The organism is Variovorax gossypii (assembly GCF_003965815.1).
GTDB classification, from domain to species: Bacteria; Pseudomonadota; Gammaproteobacteria; order Burkholderiales; family Burkholderiaceae_C; genus Variovorax; species Variovorax gossypii.
On sequence record NZ_RXOE01000002.1, the window covers coordinates 259921 to 278338 of the forward strand.

Below are 18418 nucleotides of genomic sequence, written 5' to 3' on the forward strand. Positions count from 1 at the left end.
CGATAGCATGCTAATTAATAGGCGGCTATCGTGAACGACCGACCAAACCCCCAACCGACGCGCGAACAGGCGCTGATGCGGCTCGGCACGTCGCTCGCGGTACTGCAGCGCGGCTACCGCGCCGCGGCGGACAAGGCGGTGGCTCACGTGGGCGTGTCTCAGACGCTGGCCTATCCGATCGTGATGCTCGGCCGCATGAACGGCGAGGTGCGCCAGGGCGTGCTGGCCGAGGCGCTGGGCATCGAGGGGCCGTCGCTGGTGCGCTCGGTCGACCAGCTGGTGGACGCCGGCCTCGTCGAACGCCGCGAAGACCCGGCCGACCGCCGCGCCAAGACCCTCCATCTCACCGAGGCCGGCCAGGCCGTCTGCGAGCCCATCGAGGCCGCGCTGACGCTGATGCGGGTCTCGCTGTTCGAGGGCGTGTCCGACGAGGACGTCGCGGCCTGCCTGCGCGTGTTCGCCGTGCTCGAGGAGCGCATGGGCGTTCGCGCCGTGCAGAGCCTGCCGCCGCCGCCATCGCAGGAAGGGCGCAGGTAGCCCGATGGCCGCGTTCAGCCTGCCGCGCTTCAGTCGCGCGGAGATCCTCTTTTCCGCCAAGAGCTTCGCCGCGGCCATGCTGGCGATGTACCTCGCCAGCCGCGCAGGCCTGCCGCGCCCGTTCTGGGCGCTCATGACGACCTACGTCGTCGCCCATCCGCTGGCCGGCGCCGTGCGCTCGAAGGCGGTCTACCGTTTTCTCGGCACGCTCATCGGCAGCACCGCCACCGTGCTGCTGGTGCCGGCGCTGTCCAACGCGCCCGAACTGCTCACGCTGGTGCTCGCGCTGTGGGTCGGGCTGTGCCTGTGCATCTCGCTCTTCGACCGCACGCCGCGTTCGTACGTATTCATGCTCGCGGGCTACACGGCGGCGCTGATCGGCTTTCCCTCGGTGCAGACGCCGCTCGCGCTGTTCGACACCGCCGTCGCCCGCGTGGAAGAGATCGGCCTGGGCATCTTCTGCGCCACGCTGGTCCACAGTCTCGTGCTGCCCGCGGGGCTCGCACCGACCGTGCTGGGCCTGCTCGATCGCACGCTGCACGACGCGCGCAAGTGGCTGGGCGATCTCTTCCAGCCCGCCGCCCGCAGCGGCAGCAACGGCGGCGACCCGAAGCGCCTCGACGACGACCGCCGCCGCCTCGCCGGCGACATCACGCAGCTGCGCCTGCTCTCCACCCACGTTCCCTTCGACACCACGCACCTGCGCTGGACCGCCGGCGCCATCCGCGCGATGCAGGACCGCGTCGCCGCGCTCACGCCCGCGCTCTCCGCCGTCGAAGACCGCCTGCTGGCGCTGGAGCAGGCCGAGGGCGCCATCGCGCCCGACGTGGCCTCCGTGCTCGCGCAGGCCGCGCAGTGGCTGCGCGAAGAAGCCGAACCCTCCGGCGATGCCATGGCGCGCGCCGAGCGCCTGCAAGCCCTGCGCCGCGCCATCGACGCACTCAGCGCCACGCCCGCGAACGCCGCGTCGCAGACTCAATGGAGCCGCGCCCTGCGCATCGGCCTCGCAGGCCGCCTCGAAGAACTCGTCGACGGCTGGACCGCCTGCGCCCAGTTGCGCCAGGACATCGACGAAGGCCTGAAGGGCGCAGCACCGCTGCGCCGCACGGCAGCGCTCGGCAGCCGCGTGCTGCACCGCGACTACGGCATGGCGCTGCTGTCTGCTCTGGCCGCCGTCATCGCCATCTGCCTGTGCGGCGCCTTCTGGATCATCACCGGCTGGCCCATGGGTTCGGCCGCGACCATGATGGCCGCCGTCTTCTGCTGCTTCTTCGCCACCATGGACGACCCCGTGCCGGCGATCCACGGCTTCCTGAAGTGGACGCTGTGGTCCATCCCGATCTCGGCCGTCTACGTGCTGGTGCTCATGCCCACGGTGCAGGACTTCGGCATGCTGGTGCTCATCTGCGCGCCGCTTCTCCTGCTGCTGGGCTTCTACCTGCCGCGCCCGACGCACTTCATGCCCGCGATGGCGCTGGTCTTCGGCGTGTGCGGCACGCTCGCGCTGCACGACACCGCCAGCTCCGACCTGGTGAGCTTCCTCAACAGCATGATCGGCCAGATCGTCGGCGTGGTGGTCGCGGCGCGCGTCACGCGCCTCGTGCGTTCGGTGGGCGCCGACTGGAGCGCACGCCGCATCCAGCGTGCCACCTGGCGCGAGCTGGGCGACATGGCCGCTTCCTCCCAGCCGCAGTACGCGCAGAGTGACGCGTACGCCGTGCGCATGCTCGACCGCATCGGCCTGCTCGCGCCGCGCATCGCGCAGGCCGGCGGCACCGTCGAGGGTGTGGCCGCCAACGACGCGCTGCGCGACCTGCGCATGGGCGCCGACATCGCCGTACTGCAGCGCGTGCGCGGCCAGCTGCCGCTGGCCACTTCGGCCGCGCTGCTCGGCGGCATCTCGCGCTTCTTCCGCCAGCGTGCCGAGGGCCGCATGAACCCGCGCCCGCCGGGCCTGCTGCCGCAGATCGACGAGGCCCTCGGCGCCGTGCTCGATGCGCGCGACACCGCTTCCTCCTCCGCCTCGCGCTCGGCCGTCACCGCACTGGTCGGCCTGCGCCGCAACCTCTTTCCCGACGCGCCGCCCGTGCTGGCGAGCGCGGCGATCAACAGCAAAGGAGCTTCCGCATGATCGGCGAAGCCAGCTTCTACGGCCTGTACCTGCCCTGGATCATGGTGCTCGCGCTCGCGGCACTGCTCGCGCTGTGGGGCGTGCGCCGCCTGCTCGCGGCCACCGGCGCCTATCGCTGGGTGTGGCATCCGGCGCTCTTCGACATGGCGCTCTACCTGCTGCTGCTCTATGCGCTGAGCCGCGCCAGCTCCTACCTCCAATGACAACAACGAGATTCCCATGAAAGCCGCCCGAACTCCAACCGACAGCAATCCGTGGGCCCAGCGCCTGGGCCGCATCCTCATCACCCTGGTCGTGGTGGCCGCCGCCGTGTGGGCCGGCCTGCGCCTCTGGGACCACTACGAGCTCGCGCCGTGGACGCGCGACGGCCGCGTGCGCGCCAACGTCGTGCAGATCGCGCCCGACGTGTCGGGCCTCGTCACCGCGGTGCCGATCCACGACAACCAGCCGGTGGCCGCCGGCACGCTGCTGTTCGAGGTGGACCGCGCGCGCTACGACCTCGCCGTGCGCCAGGCCCAGGCCGCGCTCGCCGCGCAGCGCGCCGTGAGCGCCCAGGCCCAGCGCGAGAACGCGCGCAATACCGGCCTCGACGAACTGGTGTCGAAGGAGTCGCGCGAACAGACCCGCTCGCGCGTCGAGCAGATGCAGGCGGCGGTCGCGCAGGCCGAGGTGGCGCTCGACTCGGCGCGCCTGAACCTTCAGCGCGCCCAGGTGCGCGCGCCGGCCGACGGCCTCGTCACCAACCTCGACCTGCGCCAGGGCAGCTATGCCGCGGCCGGCCGGCCGGTGCTCGCGCTGGTCGATGCACAGTCCTTCTACGTAGAAGGCTATTTCGAGGAAACGAAACTGCCGCGCATCCACCTCGGCGACCGCGTGCGCGTCACGCCCATGGGCGGCGGCGCGGTCCTCGAAGGCGCGGTCGAGAGCGTGGCAGCCGGCATTGCCGACCATGACCGTTCCACCAGCGCCAACCTGCTGCCCAGCGTGAACCCGACCTTCAACTGGGTGCGGCTCGCGCAGCGCATTCCGGTGCGCATCAAGCTCGATCCGCTGCCGCAGGGCGCGCGTCTCGTCGCCGGCCAGACGGTCACGGTGCAGGTGCTGGAGAACAAGGCGGCGCAGAAGACGGCTGCAACGGCTTCCACGCCACAGAAGGGATGAACGACATGACCAGCTTCGCATTCCGCTTCGCATCGCTGGCCGCTGCCGCCGCGCTCGCGGCCTGCGCGGCGGTCGGCCCCGACTACAAGCAGCCGCCCGAGGCGCTCGCCAGCCAGGCCGCCGCCGGCAAGCCCTTCGCCGAAGCGCCTGCCAACGCCGCGCCGCTGCCCGCGCACTGGTGGCGCCTGTATCACGATCCGCTGCTCGACAAGCTGGTCGAGCAGGCCCTCGCGCACAACACCGACCTGCGCCAGGCCGTCGCGAATCTCGAGCGCGAGCGCGCCATCGAGGACGAGACCGCAGGCGCCAAGTACCCCACCATCGGCGTCAACGGCGGCCCTTCGTTCGGCCACGTCTCGGGCCTGTCGCTGCTGCAGAAGGGCTACGAGCCGCCGAGCACCTTCAACTACAGCGCGGGCGCCTCGCTGTCCTACCAGGTCGACCTGTTCGGCCAGATCCGCCGCGCCATCGAGGCCTCGCAGGCCAGCACGCAAGCCGCCGAAGCCGCGCTCGACCTCGTGCGCGTGAACGTCGCGGCCGGCACCGCGCGCGCGTACGCCGAAGCCTGTTCCACCGGCCTGCGGCTGCAGATCGCGCAGAAGTCCGTCGCGCTGCAGCAGGATGCCGTCAACGTCACCGACCGCCTGCAGCGCGCGGGCCGCGCCGGCGCCATCGATGCGAACCGCGCACGCGCGCAGCTGCAGCAGCTGAACGCCGCTCTGCCTCCGCTGAAGGCCGAGCGCCAGGGCACGCTGTACCGCCTCGCCACGCTCACAGGCGCGCTGCCGCAGGACTTCCCGCGCGAGGTGGCCGACTGCACCGTGCCGCCGCGCGTGGCCGGCGTGCTGCCGGTGGGTGACGGCGCCGCGCTGCTGCGCCGCCGCCCCGACATCCGCCAGGCAGAACGCAGCCTCGCCGCATCGACCGCGCGCATCGGCGTGGCGACGGCCGAGCTCTATCCGAAGGTCACGCTGGGGCTCTCGGGCTCCTCGGTGGGCCATGCCGATGGCTTCGGCCGCAAGGACACCTTCGCCTGGAGCCTCGGCCCGCTGATCTCGTGGACCATTCCGAACACCGGCGTGGCGCAGTCGCGCATCGCGCAGGTCGAGGCCGGCACGCGCGCCGCGCTCGCCAAGTTCGACGGCACCGTGCTCACCGCGCTGCGAGAAACCGAAACCGCGCTCGCTACCTACGCACGCGAGCTCGATCGTCGCGCCGCGCTGCAGGCCTCGCGCGATGAAAGCGCCAAGGTCGCGGCGCAGGCCCGCCAGCTCTACCAGAACGGTCGCACCGGCTACCTCGATTCGCTCGATGCCGAACGCTCGCTGGCCGCCAGCGAAGCCGCGCTCGCGGCCAGCGAGGCGCAATTGGCCGACGACCAGGTGGTGCTGTTCATGGCGCTCGGCGGCGGCTGGGAGCCCGACGATGCCCATCTCGCGCAGGGGGCGACACCAGCCAACGCCGGGCAATGACGCCGACCACCACCACGTCCGCGCAGCCGCAGCGCCGCCCGCACGCGCCGCTGTGGCTGCTCGCGCTGGTCACCTTCAGCGGCACGCTGGCCATGCACATCTTCGTGCCCGCGCTGCCCATCGCCGCGAAGAGCCTCGGTGCCGGCATCGGCGCGATGCAGATGACGGTGAGCCTCTACATCCTCGGCCTCGCGGTGGGCCAGCTGGTGTATGGCCCGCTGGCCGATCGCTACGGAAGGCGGCCGGTGTTGCTGCTCGGGCTGGGGCTCTATTGCGTGGCGGGCCTCGCCGCCGCGCTGGCGCCCGAGGTGCATTCGCTCATCGCCGCGCGGCTGTTCCAGGCCATCGGCGGCTGCTCCGGCCTCGTGCTGGGGCGCAGCATCGTGCGCGATACGGCGGAGCCGCTGGAAGCTACGCGCCGGCTCGCGCTGATGAACCTGATGGTCACCATCGGCCCGAGCCTCGCGCCGCTGATCGGCGGTGCGCTCGCCACCGCGCTGGGCTGGCGTTCCATCTTCTATGCGCTCTTCGGCCTGGGCGTGGTGGGCTTTCTCTTCACCTGGCGCATGCTGCCCGAGACCGGCGCGCCCGGCGCCGCGGTGAACGCGCGCGAACTCGGGCGCAACTACCGCAAGCTGCTGGCCTCGCCGGCCTTTCTCGGCTTCTCGATCGGCGGCGGCTGCGCCACCACGTCGATGTACGCCTTCATCGCTTCGGCTCCCTTCATCTTCGTGGACCAGCTGCACCGGCCGGCGCACGAGGCGGGTATCTACCTCGCCATCCTGGTGTCGGGCGTGTGGCTGGGCAGCTTCCTCACCAGCCACCTGATCTCGCGCGTGAGGGTCGACCGGCTCATGATCCGCTCGAACGCGCTGAGCGTTGCCGCGGCCTTCGTGCTGCTCGGCGCGGCGCTGACCGGGCATCTCTCCGTGCCGCTCATCGTCGCCTGCATGTTCCTGTACACCGTGGGCGCCGGCATGGCCTCGCCGGCCGCACTCACGCAGGCGATCAGCGTGAATCCGCAGGTCATCGGCTCGGCCTCGGGCCTCTACGGCTTCTCGCAGATGGCGGTGGGCGCGCTGTGCACCGCGCTCGCGGGCATGGGGCACAGCAACCCGGCGCTGGCATCGGCCATCGTGCTGGCGGGAGCGGGCATCGTGGCGCAGCTGTCGTTCGCGGTGGCGCTGCGCACGCAGAAGCGTGCAGCCGCCGCAGCGAAGCTCAGCGCGTAAACAGCCAGCCGCCCTTGGGCTGGCGCACCAGCTCATGGCGCTTGACGGCGCGTTCCTCGCCGTCGTCGCCCACGTAGACCACCTCGAAGCGCAGCAGCTTCGGCGAGACCATCTTCCAGTTCTGGATGCGCTTCACGGTCACGCAGGCGGTCTTGTCGTGGTACTGCATCTCCGACATCGGGCCGCCCTGGAAGCCGCTGCCGTCGAACAGGCGGCCGGGCGCGGCGAAGGGGTTGAGCACGGCGCCGTTGCGCGCGGTGATGCAGCCTTCGGTGCGCACGAAGGACTCGATGGTGGGCGAGGCGCTGCGCACCACCTTGCCCACGGCCGGGCTCGGCGGCTTGCTGGCGATGGCCTCGCGGATGCGCTCGACCTGCTCCTCGGTGATGGGCGCGAGGCCGTCCTTCGAGACCACGGGCGGCGGCGCTGCCGGCGGTGCGGGCGGCGGCGGGGGCGCGAGAAGCGTGCAGCCCGTCGCGAGTGCCAGCGGCACGGTGCAGGCGAGGGCGGTGCCCGGTGTTCCGAACTTCATGACTCAGTCTCTCCCTGAGGGCTTGCGGCCCCTGGAGGCCGCGGGCTGAAAATTGCGGGCCGCGAAAATGCGGTGCATCGTCGTTGTCGTCCTCTGTCTTCTCTTCTCGACTCTTCTCTTCTTCTTTGTTCTTGCTTGTTGTTGTCAGAAGCGTTCGTGGGGTGCAAGGTAGCGCCACTGCCCGGGCTGCAGCCCCGCCAGCGGCACGCGGCCGATGCGGATGCGCCGCATCGCCACGATGCGCAGGCCGACGCCGTCGCAGATGTGGGCGATCTGCCCGGGCCGCGCGCCCTTGAGCGCGAAGCGCAGTCCCGTCTGCTCGTCGGTCTGCCGCCCGATGCTCACACGCGCCGGCGAGCGTTCCAGCCGCGCCAGCGCCTCGGGGCTCACCGGGCCGGCCACGTCGACCATCACTTCGTGCTCGAGGATGCCCGCGTCTTCCTGCAGCTTGCGTTCGATGCGGAATTCCTGCGTGTACGCGACCAGCCCGCTGGCCCCGGTCTCGAGCGGCGTCATGCAGCGCTGCGCCTTCGCATGCGCCGGCAGAAAGCGCAGCCCCGCGCGCTCGGGCTCGTGATGGTTCGCGGCAATCAGCAGGCGGTGCGCGGTGTCGGTAGCCATGCCGGCAGGCTTGTACAGAAGCAATGTGACAGGCAGCACGGGTTCGGGCCTGGCGCCGGCCTCGATCTCGACCTTCTGCTGCGGCAGCACGCGCGACTGCGGCAGCATCTGCGGCACGCCGTCCACGCGCACCGCGCCGTTCTCTATCAGCAGCTCGGCTTCGCGGCGCGATACGCCGGCCAGCGCCGCCACGCGCTTGGCGAGGCGGATGCCTTCATCTTCGGCGGGAGCATTCATGTTCATCGGGCCGCCGCCAGCTGGCGGATGCGCGCCACGTGCGCGGCCAGCGAGCGCGCCGCCACCGGCCACATGCGCTCGGGCACGTCGTCGTAGGCCAGCGGAAGCCATTGCTCGGGCGTGCCTTCGGGCAGCGTCTGCATCGCGGCGGCGATCTTGGCCTCGCGCTTCAGGCGGTGTGCCTTCAGCATGCCGATGGCGATGCGGGCGAAGCCGATCACGTAGCCGTGCGCGGGCAGGATGAACTCGATGCCGCCGGCTTCGCAGGCCTTGTCGAGCGCATCGAGCGAATCGAGGTACGCGCTCATGTCGCCGTCGGGCGGATCGATCACCGTGGTGCTGCCGTTGAGGATGTGGTCGCCCGAGAAGAGCAGGCCGTCTTCCTCCAGCACCAGGCACAGGTGGTTGGCCGCGTGGCCGGGCGTGTGGACCACGCGCAGCGTGTGCGTGACGGCCTCGCCCGCGTCGCTGGTGCCCGAGAGCACCAGGCGTTCGCCGTCTTCCAGTTCGCGCTCGGGCGCGAAGCGCGCGGTGGCGCGTGCCGTCGGCTTCGAGGCCAGCCCGACGATCGGCGGCTTGCTGCCGTTCTTGCACAGCGCCTGCAGCGGCGCCGCGCCCGGCGAGTGGTCGGCATGCGAGTGCGTGCAGACGATCATGCGGATGTCGCCATGCGTGGCGCGCCAGAGCCGGCCGATGTGGTCGAAGTCGTTCGGGCCCGGGTCGATCACGATGTAGCCGGTGGCCGCGTCGCCCACGATGTAGCTGTTGGTGCCGGGGCCGGTCATGATGCTGGCGTTGGGCGCGGTCAGGCGCATCACGTTCTTCAGCAGCGGCACCGGGGTTTCGCTCTGCCAGTCGAGCGCGTGCAGCACCTGCCCGTCGGGGCAGACCAGCGCGAGCTCGCCGTAGGGCGACTCGTGCTCCATGTAGCGTGCGTCCTCGCCCTTGAGCAGGCCGGCGCGCGGGCAGCTGGTCCACAGCGGAACCTCGCCGGCGCAGGCCGCGAGCAGGGCGTCGACCGTCGCGTAGGTGGCCATGCGCTGCAGCGTGCGCACGGTCGGGAAGATCATGAAGAAGGTGCCGGCTTCGTGGCGCGCCAGCGCATCGGCGGGGTGCACCCAGCAGGGCTCGAACTGCTCGTTCTCGTCGGCCGTGGGCGTCTGCCCCTCGGGCATGCGCGCCACCAGGAAGGGCACGTCGAAGCGACGGGGCAGGTCGCGGTCGGTCATCCAGTGCGCGAAGGTGAAGACGCGGTCGGAATCGAGCACCAGGCCGCGCGCGGCGCACTGGTCGGCAAAGGCGGTGCCGGCGGTGTTGCCACGGTCCATCGCGGCGATGTCCTCAGCCGTGACGGCGCTGCCGTCGGCGTGGTGCGCGAGCAGGATGCCCAGTTCCTCGAAAGCCTCGCGGATCGCCGCGATGGCCTGAGTGCGCTGCACGCGGCTCTGCGTGGGGCGGCGCGTGGCGATGCGCTTTGCCGCTTCGTCGGCTTCGTCGATGTGGCCGCCGGGAAACACGTACGCGCCGGGCGCGAAGCTGGCGGTGGCGGAACGGCGGGTCATGAGCACTTCGATGCCGGCGGCGCTGTCGCGCAGCAGCAGCACCGTGGCGGCCGGGCGCAGGGGCGCGGGCTCGCGTGGGATATGTAGTTGTTGGGAGGAACGGACCATGGGCCAATTATGGAGAGCGGGCGCGGTACGTGCATGTCGCGCATAAGCTCATATGGAATCGGGCATCAGCCGCGCGCCACAATGCGCGCCTGCACTGTCTGCATTGAAGACAAAAGACTGACCGACCGAAAGACTGCAATGGCTCATTCTCCACTCACCCGTCTTGCCAGATTCACCCGATTCACCGGACTCGCCCACCGCGGGCTGCTGCTGGCCACCGCATCGCTCGCCGTGCCCGCCGCCTTCGCCCAGCACGCCGCGCACGACTGGCCGCAACAACCCGTCACGCTCATCATGGGCTTTCCGGCCGGCTCGGGCGTGGACGTGGTGGCCCGCGCCATCCAGGAGCCGCTTGCGAAGCAACTCGGCAAGCCGGTCATCATCGACTACAAGTCGGGCGCCGCGGGCAACATCGCCAGCGACTACGTGGCCCACTCCAAGCCCGACGGCTACACGCTCTCGTTCGGCACCGCCGCCACGCACGGCAGCAACGCCGCGCTCTACAAGAAGCTGCCGTTCGACGTGGAGGCCGACTTCGTGCCGGTGGCCCCGGTGCTCGACGTGTCGAACGTGCTCACCATCAATCCCGACGTGATCAACGTCAAGACCTTGAAGGAATTCGTCGAGCTGGTCAAGGCCAACCCCGGCAAGTACAACTATGCGTCTACAGGCAACGGCGCCGGCACGCACATGGCCTTTGCCGAGTTCAACTCGCGCCTGGGCCTGAACATGGTGCACGTGCCCTACAAGGGCGGCCCCGAGGCGATCACATCGGTGGTGCGCGGCGAAACGTGCTGCATCATGAACCAGGTGCAGACCGTGCTGCCGCACTACAAGGCCGGCAAGGTGCGCCTGCTGGGCGTGACCACCGCCACGGCCGTGCCGGCGGTGAAGGAGGTGCCCACCATCGCGTCGAGCGGCCTGCCCGGCACCAAGGGCTTCGACAGCTCGATCTGGTTCGGCATCTTCGCGCCCAAGGGCACCGACCCGCAGATCGTCGACAAGCTCAACGCGGCGGTGAAGGCGGTGCTCGAGACCCCCGAGATCCGCGAGCGCTTCGAGAGCCAGGGGAACACCGTGCGCATCGAGTCGCCGGCGCAGTTCAAGAAGACCGTGCACGACAACCGCGTGAAGTGGGCCGAGGTCGCCAAGGCGGCGAACATCAGCATCGATTGAACGCTGTGTTCCGGGGCGTGTGCACAGGCCGCCGGGTACTCCCCTCCGCGAATGTCCCCCGGCCTTCGGCCTCCTCTTTTATTTCGCTGCGGGGAGCACCCGACGCCCTGTGCACGAGGCACGCTGTCGGGGCGCTGCCGGCATGAGCGCACTGCCGATCAAAGCGTCTTGGTCAGCGTGAGGATGAAGCGGGCCTTGTTCAGCGAGTAGGTCTGCTTGCCGAAGGCGCCGAAGCCCAGGTCGATGCCCGGATTGCTCACTGACAGGTACGAGCTCTGCTTGTTGGCTCCCTGCACCGAGCCTGCGAGCGACAGGCCGTTGCCGAAGTCGTAGCTCGCGCCCACGTTGTAGTCGACGTAGCTCTTGTAGCCCAGGCTGCGGATGTCGCTCGACATGTTCGTGTAGCCCACGGCCGCCTTCAGCGTGAGCTTGGGCAGGAGCTCCTTGCTGTAGGCCAGGTTCAGGTAGCCGGTGTTGGTGCCCTTCAGGCCCGAGCCGGCCTTGTTGCCGGCGTAGCCGAAGTAGTCCTTCGACACCGTGTGCGAGTACTTCAGCGTGAACGAACCGATGGTTTCGTCGGTGTAGCCCGCGCTGCCGTAGAGCTCCGTCGTGTTGCCCGACGAGTTGCCCGGATAGATGTACGTGAGCGCACCCACGTCCATGTCGAAGGGGCCGGCCTTGAACTTGTAGCCGCCGTAGATGTCGCTCTCGATGCTGTTGCCCTTGAGCCAGTTGACGCTCGAATTCCAGTTGCCCACGTAGAAGCCGCTGTCGCCGAAGGCGTAGTCCAGCCCGCCCTGGATGGCGGGCTTGAACGCGCTGGTCTTGGCGTAGTCGTTCTTGCCCAGCATGTCCTGGTCCTGGCCGCGGAACTTGTAGTTGGTGGTGAGTGCCACGTTGCCCGTGAGCTGCGCGCTCGCGAGCATCGGAAGAGCGGAAAGAACAGGGAGGGCGAGCACAGGCAGGGCGGTGCGAAGGATGTTTTTCATCGAAAGAATCGCTGACGTATGGAGGAGCCGTCAGCGTAGGAGCGGGCGCCTAAACGCCGCGTAAAAATCGAGGCCCGCGGCGCAAAAGTTTCATCGAGACGCGGGCCGCGACGGAACTAGGAGGCCTCTTGCCTGGCGGCCGACACCGCGGCGCGCAACGCCAGCAGGTAGCTGTCCACGCCGAAGCCGCAGATCTGCCCCTTGACGATCTCGGCGAAGACCGACTTGTGCCGGAACTCCTCGCGCGCGTGGATGTTCGACATGTGCAGCTCCACCACCGGGCAGGTCAGTATCGCGAGCGCATCGCGGATGCCGTAGCTGTAATGGGTCCATGCGCCGGCGTTGATCAGCACCGCGTCCTTGCCCTGCTCGAAGGCCTGGTGGATGCGCTCGCACATCGCGCCCTCGCTGTTCGTCTGGTAGCTCTCGACCTCGGCGTCGAGCTCGCGGCCGAGTGCCTGCAGTGCGGCGTCGATTTCTGCCAGCGTGGTCGTCCCGTACTGCTTCGGGTCGCGCTTGCCGAACATGTTGTGGTTGATGCCGTGAAGCATGAGCACGTTCATCGCGGATTCCTTTCGTGGTGTTGATGGTTCGGTCGGCGTCGGTGTCGCCATCAGCGCGATGGCTGCCATGAGGCCAGAAGCTCGCGCGCCGCTGTGCACGCTCTAGCCGCGCGCTCCGCGTGCCCGAGCGCTGGATGGGTGCTGCCAGTCGGTACTTCCACGCCGACGGGTATGTCCCGCGGCAACGCGTCCATGAAAGCCTTCAGCGGCAGTTCGCCTTCGCGGGGGAAGAGGCGCCCTTCGCGTGCCTCGGCCACGATGCCGGCATCCGTCGGATCCTTGCGCGGCGCATCGCACAGCTGCACCGAACCCAGCGCGCTGGCCGGCACTTCCCGCAGCATTTCCGCCGTGCCGCCGGAGCGGAACAGGTGCAGCACGTCGATCAGCAGTCGCCCGTTGGCCCGGCCCGCGCGCTTGACGATTGCGAGCGCCTGCGGCAGCGTGCCGACGACGCGGAAGCGCATGAACTCCAGGTCCACCCCGAGGCCGACGTTCGCCGCGAGATCGCACAGCGCGCCGAAGCGATCGACGAGGCGACCCGCGTCGACATCGTCGCCCGACACGTTGATGCGCCTCGCGCCCAGTTCCGCAGCCAGTACCAGCATCGGAGCGAACTCGCCGATGCGGACCTCCGGCGTGAGCGGAATGAATTCGACGTCGTGGATGCCCACGCCGGCATCGGCCATGCGACGTCGCCATGCCGGAGCCGTGGCAGCACTCGGCGGATACGAGACCGCACCGGGCGCAGCGGGAAGGATGCGGATGCCGACATTCTGGAAGCCGGCTTCGGCGGCAAGGTCGAACAGATCGGGCGGCGCCACGTCGAGCACCGTCAGGTGGGCAAGGGACAGGGGCGTCATTTGTGGAGCACCTGTCCGAGAAAATCGCGCAGCCGCGCGTGCTTCGGGTTCATGAAGAACTCCTCCGGCGGCGCCTGCTCGACGATCTCGCCGCGGTCCATGAAGAGCACGCGGTCGGCCACCGCGCGCGCGAAGCCCATCTCGTGAGTCACGCACAGCATCGTCATGCCTTCCTCGGCCAGGCCGATCATGGTGTCGAGCACTTCCTTCACCATCTCGGGGTCGAGCGCAGAGGTCGGCTCGTCGAAAAGCATGATGCCCGGCGTCATGCAAAGCGCCCTGGCGATGGCCACGCGCTGCTGCTGGCCACCGGAGAGCTGCGCCGGGTACTTCCTCGCATGCTCGGGAATGCGCACGCGCGACAGGTACTTCATCGCCGTGGCCTCGGCTTCGGCCTTGCCCGTGCCGCGCACCTTCATCGGCGCGAGCATGCAGTTCTCCAGCACCGTGAGATGGGGAAAGAGGTTGAACTGCTGGAACACCATGCCGACCTCGGCGCGCACGGCTTTGACGTTTCTCGCGTCGGCGCCGAGGTCGATGCCGCCGACGACGATGCGGCCCTTCTGGTAGGGCTCCAGCCGGTTGATGCAGCGGATGGTCGTCGACTTGCCCGAGCCCGATGGTCCGCAGATGACGATGCGCTCGCCCTTGCGCACCTTCAGGTCGATATCGGCCAACACCTGCATCGTGCCGTACCACTTGCTGACCTTTTCCATCGAGATCACGGTTTCCGCGCCAACCGCATGCGGCACGGCGTGGTCCAGGGCGATGCCGGAGTCCTGGGAAATCATGGCCGGCGCCATCACTTCGTCACCACGCGGGGCAGGGCGGCTTCGGTCTCGCCGGAGGCCGGTAGGTCCTTGTCCATGTCCTGGCCGATCCACTTCTTGTAAAGCGCGGGCAGTTCGCCGCTGGCCATCTTGCGTCCGATGAAGTCGTTGATGTAGCCGACCCACTCGCGCTCGCCCGGCCGCACGGTGGCGCCCTGGAAGCCGCGCGCCACCACCAGCTTGACCTCGTACTTGCCAGCGCCCGCGACCTGCGCGATCGGGCCCAGTTGCGAGTTCGCGGCGCCGGCCAGATCCACCTGGCCCGAGAGCAGCGCCTGCACCGCCGCGGCATCGTCGTCGAAGCGCTGGATGGTCGCGCCCGTCCTGGCCTGCGTCACCGACGAGTCCTGCACGCTGCCGCGCGGCACGCCGATGCGCATGCCCTTCAGGTCGGCGTAGCTCTTCATCGGCGGCGAGCCGGTCTTGCCGATCAGCACGGTCTCGAGGTACGAATAGGGCCGCGAGAACAGCACCACCTTCTGCCGGTCGGCAAGGATCGTGACCACTGCCGCAAGCATGTCCACCTGCCCGGTCAGCAGCGCCGCCGTGCGGTTGGCCACGGTCACCGGCGTGAACTCGGGCTTCACGCCCAGGTCCTTCGCGAGCATTTCCGCGAACTCGATGTCATAGCCGGTCAGCTTGCCGCCCTTGTCACTGAAGCCCCAGGGCACCTGGGCCACCTGCGCGCCGATCTTCAGCACGCCGGCCTTTTTGATTTCGGCCACTTTCTGCGCCTGTGCGAGGCCTTGCATTGCCAGCCCCAGCAGCAGCACGAGCGCGGCGCGGCGGATGAATTGTCTGAACATGATTTGTGCTCCTCGGGTGGATGCGGCGGAGTCCGCGGTTCTCTGTCTGTCGGAAAGGGAATCGAAAAGGGGAATCAATGGCCGGCCGCGAAGCGCCGCTCCAGCCGTGCGCTGTAGCGCGACAGCGGAAAGCAGATCGCGAAGTAGCAGGCCCCCACCAGCCCGAAGGCGAGCAGCGGCTTGTAGGTGATGCTGGAAACCAGCTGGCCCGAGCGCGAGAGTTCGACGAAGCCGATGATGGCCGCCAGCGACGTGCCCTTGATGAGCTGCACCAGGAAGCCGACCGTGGGCGCGAACGACATGCGCAGCGCCTGCGGCAGCACCACGTAGCGCATGCGTGCGCCGTAGCCGAGTCCCAGCGCGGCGGCGGCCTCGGTCTGCCCGCGCGGCACCGCCTGGATGCCGCCGCGCCAGATCTCCCCGAGGAAGGCGCCGGCATGCAGCGTCAGCCCCACGGCCGCGGCCACCCAGACGTTGACCTTCCATCCGAGCACCGGCAATCCGTAGAACACCAGGAAAAGCTGCAGCAGCATCGGCGTGCCCTGGAAGAAGTCGATGAAGGCGGCTGCGGTCATGCGCAGTCCCTTCGCGGGCGCCGTGCGCGCCAGCGCCACCAGCAGCCCCGCCAGGCTGCCACCGATGAAGGCGATGGCGGACAGCGCGAGCGTGGCGCCCAGGCCGGCGGCGACGAGCCAGAACTCGGTCAGCGTGAAGTCGCGGATCATGGTCGCCTCCTCACCGTGCGGGGTACGAGAAGTACAGCCGGTCGATCGCCTTGAACACCGTCGAGAAGATCGTCGACATCGCCAGGTACAGCAGCGCCGCCACGATGTAGACCTCGAAGCTGCGGAAGGTGGCCGAGTCGATGTTCTGCGCGACCGATGTCAGCTCTTCGGCCGAGATCGACGAGACGATGCTGGTCGTCAGCAGCAGCATCACGAACTGCCCCGTCAGCGCCGGATAGATCGTGCGCAGCGCGGGCTTGATGACCACGTAGCGCAGCGTCTGCAGGGGGCTCAGGCCGAGCGCCGCGCCGGCCTCGAACTGCCCGCGCGGCACCGACTCGATGCCCGTGCGCAGGATCTCCGCCGAGAAGGCCCCGAGGTTCAGGCTCAGCGCCAGCACGGCGGCCGTGTTCGGCGTGAGGCTGACCCCGAGCGACGGCAGGCCGAAGAAGACGAACAGCACCTGCACCAGGAACGGCGTGTTGCGGATCAGCTCGATGTAGGCCCCGGCGAGCCAGCGTAGCCCTTTCACCGGCGATCGCTTGCCGAGCACGGTCAGCAGGCCCGCGGCCAAGCCTATGGCCACCGACACGGCGGAAAGCCGCAGCGTCAGCCAGCAGCCTTCGGCGAAGGCTTCCCAATGCGGCAGCAGTACCGCGAAGTCGAATGTGTAGCTCATGGCTGTTTGCTCTTGTCTCGTTGAGCGGTTCTTGTTCGATATCTGTCTCTCTCTGCAGGGGCCTGCGTGAAGGCCCGGCGCCCGCATCGGGGCGCGTGCGTGTCCTACGAAGGCAAGGTCACGCTGCCTCCGGTGGCGGCCGCCTCGGTCACGGCCAGGGTCGCTTCGAGCGTTCGGAAGCCGTCGAGCGCGGAGCACACCGGCTCCTCGCGGCCCTCGATGAGTGCGGCGAAGTGGCGTATCTGCTCGGTGTACGGGCAGCCGGTGTGCACGGCGGTGCGCTCCTGCGTCAGTGGGTCGTGCCAGCCTTCGGCCGGGCCCTGGTCCTCGCGGTAGCGCCAGAGTTCGAGGCGCGGGAGCGTCAGCGACCCTTCGGTGCCCGAGTAGTAGTGCGCGTTGATGTCCTGGCGCGGAAAGCGCTCCGCTTCTCCCACGCCCAGGTCCCAGTTCCAGGGCGCCACCGCCGTGTCGGACACCGTGACCGTGCCCAGCGCGCCATTGCGGAACCGCAGCACCACCGCGGCCGTGTCCTCGACCTCGAAGCCGCGCACCGCATTCGAGGCCAGCGCCTGCACGCTCTCGATTTCTCCGTAGAGATGGCGCATCAGGTCGATGTCGTGGATCAGGTTGATCAGGATCGGCCCGCCGCCCTGCTGGCGCCGCCACGTCACGTCGAAGTAGTCGCGCGGCTTGAACCAGGTGCACAGCACCGTCGCGCTCACCGGGCGCCCCAGCGAGCCCCCGGCAACGATGGCCCGCGCCCTGCGCATGATCGGGTTGTGGCGGCGCTGATGGCCCACCAGCACCGGCAGTCCCGTGGCCTTCGATGCTTCGCAGATGCGCCGTCCGTCTTCGAGCGTGTCGGCGATGGGCTTCTCGACCAGCACCGCCGCGCCGCGCTCCAGGCATTCGATGGTGATGCGCGCATGCGTCGCGTTCGGCGTCGCGACCACCACGCCCCTGGGCATCGTCTCGGCGAGCATCGCGCGATGGTCGGCGAAGCAGGGCACGCCGGCCGAGCGCGCCAGCTCGGCCGCCGCCGGTGTCGGATCGGCGATGCCGACCAGTTCTACGTCGGCGCTGCTCAATGCGCGATCGATGTGGGTCTTGCCGATCAGGCCTGCGCCGATGACCGCGATGGGGAGTTTGCTCATGGACCTTGTCTCGTTGGCTGTAGGAACTGCCGCGGAGTCTAGTAACAACGGAGAGAACTACAATCCGCCTTCTGTTGACCCGGTATCAACAGATCGTTGATAAAAAAGCCATGGACCTGAAAGACCTGGAAGTGTTCTGCGAGGCCGCCCGGCGCTCCAGCTTCGCTGGTGCCTCCCTCGAGATCGGAACCACGTCGGCGCACATCAGCAAGCGCATCGCCATCCTCGAATCGCAGCTCGGCGTGCGCCTGTTCCACCGCACCACGCGGCGCGTGGTGATCACCGAGGACGGCGAGCGCGCCTACCAGTGGGCGCAGCGCATCCTCGACGACGCCAACGCCATGTCGGAGGCTTTCAGCAGCGCCAAGAAGGAGCCCTCGGGCCCGCTGCGCATCGCCACCAGCCAGCGGCTCGGGCGCGAGCACGTCGCGCCCATCCTGTCGGCGCTTGGCAAGCGCTATCCGCGCATCGAGGTCTGGCTGGAGCTGATGGACCGGCGCGTCGACCTGATCACCGAGAACTTCGACCTCGACATCCGCGTGGGCGACCCTACCCAGCCGCGACTCATCGCGCAACGCATGGTCGAGAGCCGGCGCATCCTCTGCGCCTCGCCCGACTACCTCGCGCAGCACGGCCATCCGAAGACCGTGGCCGAGCTTGCGGAGCACGAGTGCCTGCTGTTCCGCGAGCGCGACCAGCCTTTCGGCAACTGGCGGCTGATGGGCCCCCGGGGCATGGAGGCCGTCAAGGTGACGAGCCGGTTCAGCTCCAACCACAGCGACGTCGTGCGGGGTTGGAGCATCGACGGCAAAGGCATCTGCCTGCTGTCGATCTGGGACGTGGCGCAGCCGCTGGTCGAAGGCCGCGTAATGCGCGTGCTGCCCGCCTATCACGAGCCGGCTGACATCTGGGCCATGACCAGCACCCGCACTGCCGGCTCGGCGAAGGTGCGCGTGTGCGTGGAGTTCCTGAAGAAGCAGCTGGCAAACGGGCCGCATGCGCTGAACATCAACCCGGAGGTGCCGCGAAGCTGAGCGTCTCCC

The 18418-nt window shown here is 69.1% G+C and carries 19 protein-coding genes; 8 read left to right on the forward strand and 11 right to left on the reverse strand.

All coding sequences use genetic code 11. The annotated features are described in order from the left end of the window. The first annotated feature begins 75 nt into the window (after positions 1–75). The 6 genes from EJP69_RS08915 to EJP69_RS08940 are packed head-to-tail and all read left to right on the forward strand — an operon-like array spanning position 76 to position 6533. Complete coding sequence (locus EJP69_RS08915; RefSeq protein ID WP_126471034.1) at positions 76–537, forward strand: MarR family winged helix-turn-helix transcriptional regulator; 462 nt, start codon at positions 76–78, stop codon at positions 535–537. A 4-nt stretch (positions 538–541) separates the two neighbouring features. Then, the gene (locus EJP69_RS08920; RefSeq protein ID WP_126469518.1) at positions 542–2668 is read left to right on the forward strand and encodes an FUSC family protein; all 2127 of its coding nucleotides are present in this window, start codon (positions 542–544) and stop codon (positions 2666–2668) included. Further along, complete coding sequence (locus EJP69_RS08925) at positions 2665–2871, forward strand: DUF1656 domain-containing protein (protein WP_126469520.1); 207 nt, start codon at positions 2665–2667, stop codon at positions 2869–2871. The genes EJP69_RS08920 and EJP69_RS08925 overlap by 4 nt, the downstream gene beginning before the upstream one ends. 16 nt (positions 2872–2887) lie before the next feature. After that, positions 2888–3829, forward strand: coding sequence for an efflux RND transporter periplasmic adaptor subunit (locus tag EJP69_RS08930; protein ID WP_126469522.1), 942 nt, complete (start codon positions 2888–2890; stop codon positions 3827–3829). Then, positions 3826–5301, forward strand: a complete 1476-nt coding sequence (locus EJP69_RS08935) for an efflux transporter outer membrane subunit (protein WP_126469524.1) — start codon at positions 3826–3828, stop codon at positions 5299–5301. The genes EJP69_RS08930 and EJP69_RS08935 overlap by 4 nt, the downstream gene beginning before the upstream one ends. Next, complete coding sequence (locus tag EJP69_RS08940) at positions 5298–6533, forward strand: multidrug effflux MFS transporter (protein ID WP_126469526.1); 1236 nt, start codon at positions 5298–5300, stop codon at positions 6531–6533. The genes EJP69_RS08935 and EJP69_RS08940 overlap by 4 nt, the downstream gene beginning before the upstream one ends. Here EJP69_RS08940 and EJP69_RS08945 read toward each other — a convergent pair. The 3 genes from EJP69_RS08945 to EJP69_RS08955 all read right to left on the reverse strand — a co-directional run bounded on the left by EJP69_RS08945 (position 6523) and on the right by EJP69_RS08955 (position 9593). Beyond that, positions 6523–7065, reverse strand: coding sequence for a hypothetical protein (locus EJP69_RS08945; protein ID WP_093197068.1), 543 nt, complete (start codon positions 7063–7065; stop codon positions 6523–6525). The two genes, EJP69_RS08940 and EJP69_RS08945, sit on opposite strands and share 11 nt — an antisense overlap. 144 nt (positions 7066–7209) lie before the next feature. Next, on the reverse strand, positions 7210–7929 hold the full coding sequence (locus tag EJP69_RS08950) for an RNA pseudouridine synthase (RefSeq protein WP_420824207.1): 720 nt from the start codon (positions 7927–7929) through the stop codon (positions 7210–7212). Then, positions 7926–9593: an MBL fold metallo-hydrolase gene (locus EJP69_RS08955; RefSeq protein ID WP_126469528.1), complete on the reverse strand. Its 1668-nt coding sequence runs from the start codon at positions 9591–9593 to the stop codon at positions 7926–7928. Before EJP69_RS08955 ends, EJP69_RS08950 begins: the two co-directional genes overlap by 4 nt. Before the next feature lie 138 nt (positions 9594–9731). Here EJP69_RS08955 and EJP69_RS08960 point away from each other — a divergent pair, with 138 nt between their 5' ends. Beyond that, positions 9732–10769 (forward strand): Bug family tripartite tricarboxylate transporter substrate binding protein, encoded by a 1038-nt coding sequence (locus tag EJP69_RS08960; RefSeq protein WP_206169305.1) that lies wholly within the window; start codon positions 9732–9734, stop codon positions 10767–10769. 158 nt (positions 10770–10927) lie between these two features. On the opposite strand, the gene EJP69_RS08965 is transcribed toward EJP69_RS08960, so the two are convergent. The 8 genes from EJP69_RS08965 to EJP69_RS09000 form a co-directional block, all read right to left on the reverse strand. Continuing rightward, positions 10928–11758: a TorF family putative porin gene (locus EJP69_RS08965; RefSeq protein ID WP_126469530.1), complete on the reverse strand. Its 831-nt coding sequence runs from the start codon at positions 11756–11758 to the stop codon at positions 10928–10930. Positions 11759–11874: 116 nt separating this feature from the next. Beyond that, positions 11875–12321 (reverse strand): type II 3-dehydroquinate dehydratase, encoded by a 447-nt coding sequence (gene aroQ, locus EJP69_RS08970; protein WP_126469532.1) that lies wholly within the window; start codon positions 12319–12321, stop codon positions 11875–11877. A 50-nt stretch (positions 12322–12371) separates the two neighbouring features. Then, positions 12372–13181, reverse strand: a complete 810-nt coding sequence (locus tag EJP69_RS08975) for a sugar phosphate isomerase/epimerase family protein (protein ID WP_126469534.1) — start codon at positions 13179–13181, stop codon at positions 12372–12374. Next, positions 13178–13897, reverse strand: a complete 720-nt coding sequence (locus EJP69_RS08980; protein WP_420824213.1) for an amino acid ABC transporter ATP-binding protein — start codon at positions 13895–13897, stop codon at positions 13178–13180. Before EJP69_RS08980 ends, EJP69_RS08975 begins: the two co-directional genes overlap by 4 nt. 86 nt (positions 13898–13983) lie before the next feature. After that, the gene (locus EJP69_RS08985) at positions 13984–14817 is read right to left on the reverse strand and encodes a transporter substrate-binding domain-containing protein (protein WP_126469539.1); all 834 of its coding nucleotides are present in this window, start codon (positions 14815–14817) and stop codon (positions 13984–13986) included. A 74-nt stretch (positions 14818–14891) separates the two neighbouring features. Beyond that, positions 14892–15539, reverse strand: coding sequence for an amino acid ABC transporter permease (locus EJP69_RS08990; protein WP_420824214.1), 648 nt, complete (start codon positions 15537–15539; stop codon positions 14892–14894). A 13-nt stretch (positions 15540–15552) separates the two neighbouring features. Then, positions 15553–16221, reverse strand: coding sequence for an amino acid ABC transporter permease (locus tag EJP69_RS08995; protein ID WP_126469540.1), 669 nt, complete (start codon positions 16219–16221; stop codon positions 15553–15555). Positions 16222–16325: 104 nt separating this feature from the next. Then, positions 16326–17375 carry a Gfo/Idh/MocA family protein gene (locus tag EJP69_RS09000; RefSeq protein ID WP_126469542.1) on the reverse strand — a complete coding sequence of 350 codons (1050 nt, stop codon included), beginning with the start codon at positions 17373–17375 and terminating at the stop codon, positions 16326–16328. A gap of 110 nt (positions 17376–17485) precedes the next feature. Between EJP69_RS09000 and EJP69_RS09005 the strand changes: the two genes are divergently transcribed. Further along, on the forward strand, positions 17486–18409 hold the full coding sequence (locus EJP69_RS09005) for a LysR family transcriptional regulator (RefSeq protein WP_126469544.1): 924 nt from the start codon (positions 17486–17488) through the stop codon (positions 18407–18409). The last annotated feature ends 9 nt before the right edge of the window (positions 18410–18418 follow it).

Bases quoted from the DNA above. Each gene is read 5' to 3' on its own strand.
- EJP69_RS08930 (WP_126469522.1), top strand. From the start codon at position 2,888: ATGAAAGCCGCCCGAACTCCAACCGACAGCAATCCGTGGGCCCAGCGC.
- EJP69_RS08995 (WP_126469540.1), bottom strand. From the start codon at position 16,221: ATGAGCTACACATTCGACTTCGCGGTACTGCTGCCGCATTGGGAAGCC.
- EJP69_RS08925 (WP_126469520.1), top strand. From the start codon at position 2,665: ATGATCGGCGAAGCCAGCTTCTACGGCCTGTACCTGCCCTGGATCATG.
- EJP69_RS08960 (WP_206169305.1), top strand. From the start codon at position 9,732: ATGGCTCATTCTCCACTCACCCGTCTTGCCAGATTCACCCGATTCACC.
- aroQ (WP_126469532.1), bottom strand. From the start codon at position 12,321: ATGAACGTGCTCATGCTTCACGGCATCAACCACAACATGTTCGGCAAG.
- EJP69_RS08975 (WP_126469534.1), bottom strand. From the start codon at position 13,181: ATGACGCCCCTGTCCCTTGCCCACCTGACGGTGCTCGACGTGGCGCCG.
- EJP69_RS08945 (WP_093197068.1), bottom strand. From the start codon at position 7,065: ATGAAGTTCGGAACACCGGGCACCGCCCTCGCCTGCACCGTGCCGCTG.
- EJP69_RS08940 (WP_126469526.1), top strand. From the start codon at position 5,298: ATGACGCCGACCACCACCACGTCCGCGCAGCCGCAGCGCCGCCCGCAC.
- EJP69_RS08965 (WP_126469530.1), bottom strand. From the start codon at position 11,758: ATGAAAAACATCCTTCGCACCGCCCTGCCTGTGCTCGCCCTCCCTGTT.
- EJP69_RS08955 (WP_126469528.1), bottom strand. From the start codon at position 9,593: ATGGTCCGTTCCTCCCAACAACTACATATCCCACGCGAGCCCGCGCCC.
- EJP69_RS09000 (WP_126469542.1), bottom strand. From the start codon at position 17,375: ATGAGCAAACTCCCCATCGCGGTCATCGGCGCAGGCCTGATCGGCAAG.
- EJP69_RS08935 (WP_126469524.1), top strand. From the start codon at position 3,826: ATGAACGACATGACCAGCTTCGCATTCCGCTTCGCATCGCTGGCCGCT.
- EJP69_RS08950 (WP_420824207.1), bottom strand. From the start codon at position 7,929: ATGAACATGAATGCTCCCGCCGAAGATGAAGGCATCCGCCTCGCCAAG.
- EJP69_RS09005 (WP_126469544.1), top strand. From the start codon at position 17,486: ATGGACCTGAAAGACCTGGAAGTGTTCTGCGAGGCCGCCCGGCGCTCC.
- EJP69_RS08915 (WP_126471034.1), top strand. From the start codon at position 76: ATGCGGCTCGGCACGTCGCTCGCGGTACTGCAGCGCGGCTACCGCGCC.
- EJP69_RS08985 (WP_126469539.1), bottom strand. From the start codon at position 14,817: ATGTTCAGACAATTCATCCGCCGCGCCGCGCTCGTGCTGCTGCTGGGG.
- EJP69_RS08980 (WP_420824213.1), bottom strand. From the start codon at position 13,897: ATGGAAAAGGTCAGCAAGTGGTACGGCACGATGCAGGTGTTGGCCGAT.
- EJP69_RS08920 (WP_126469518.1), top strand. From the start codon at position 542: ATGGCCGCGTTCAGCCTGCCGCGCTTCAGTCGCGCGGAGATCCTCTTT.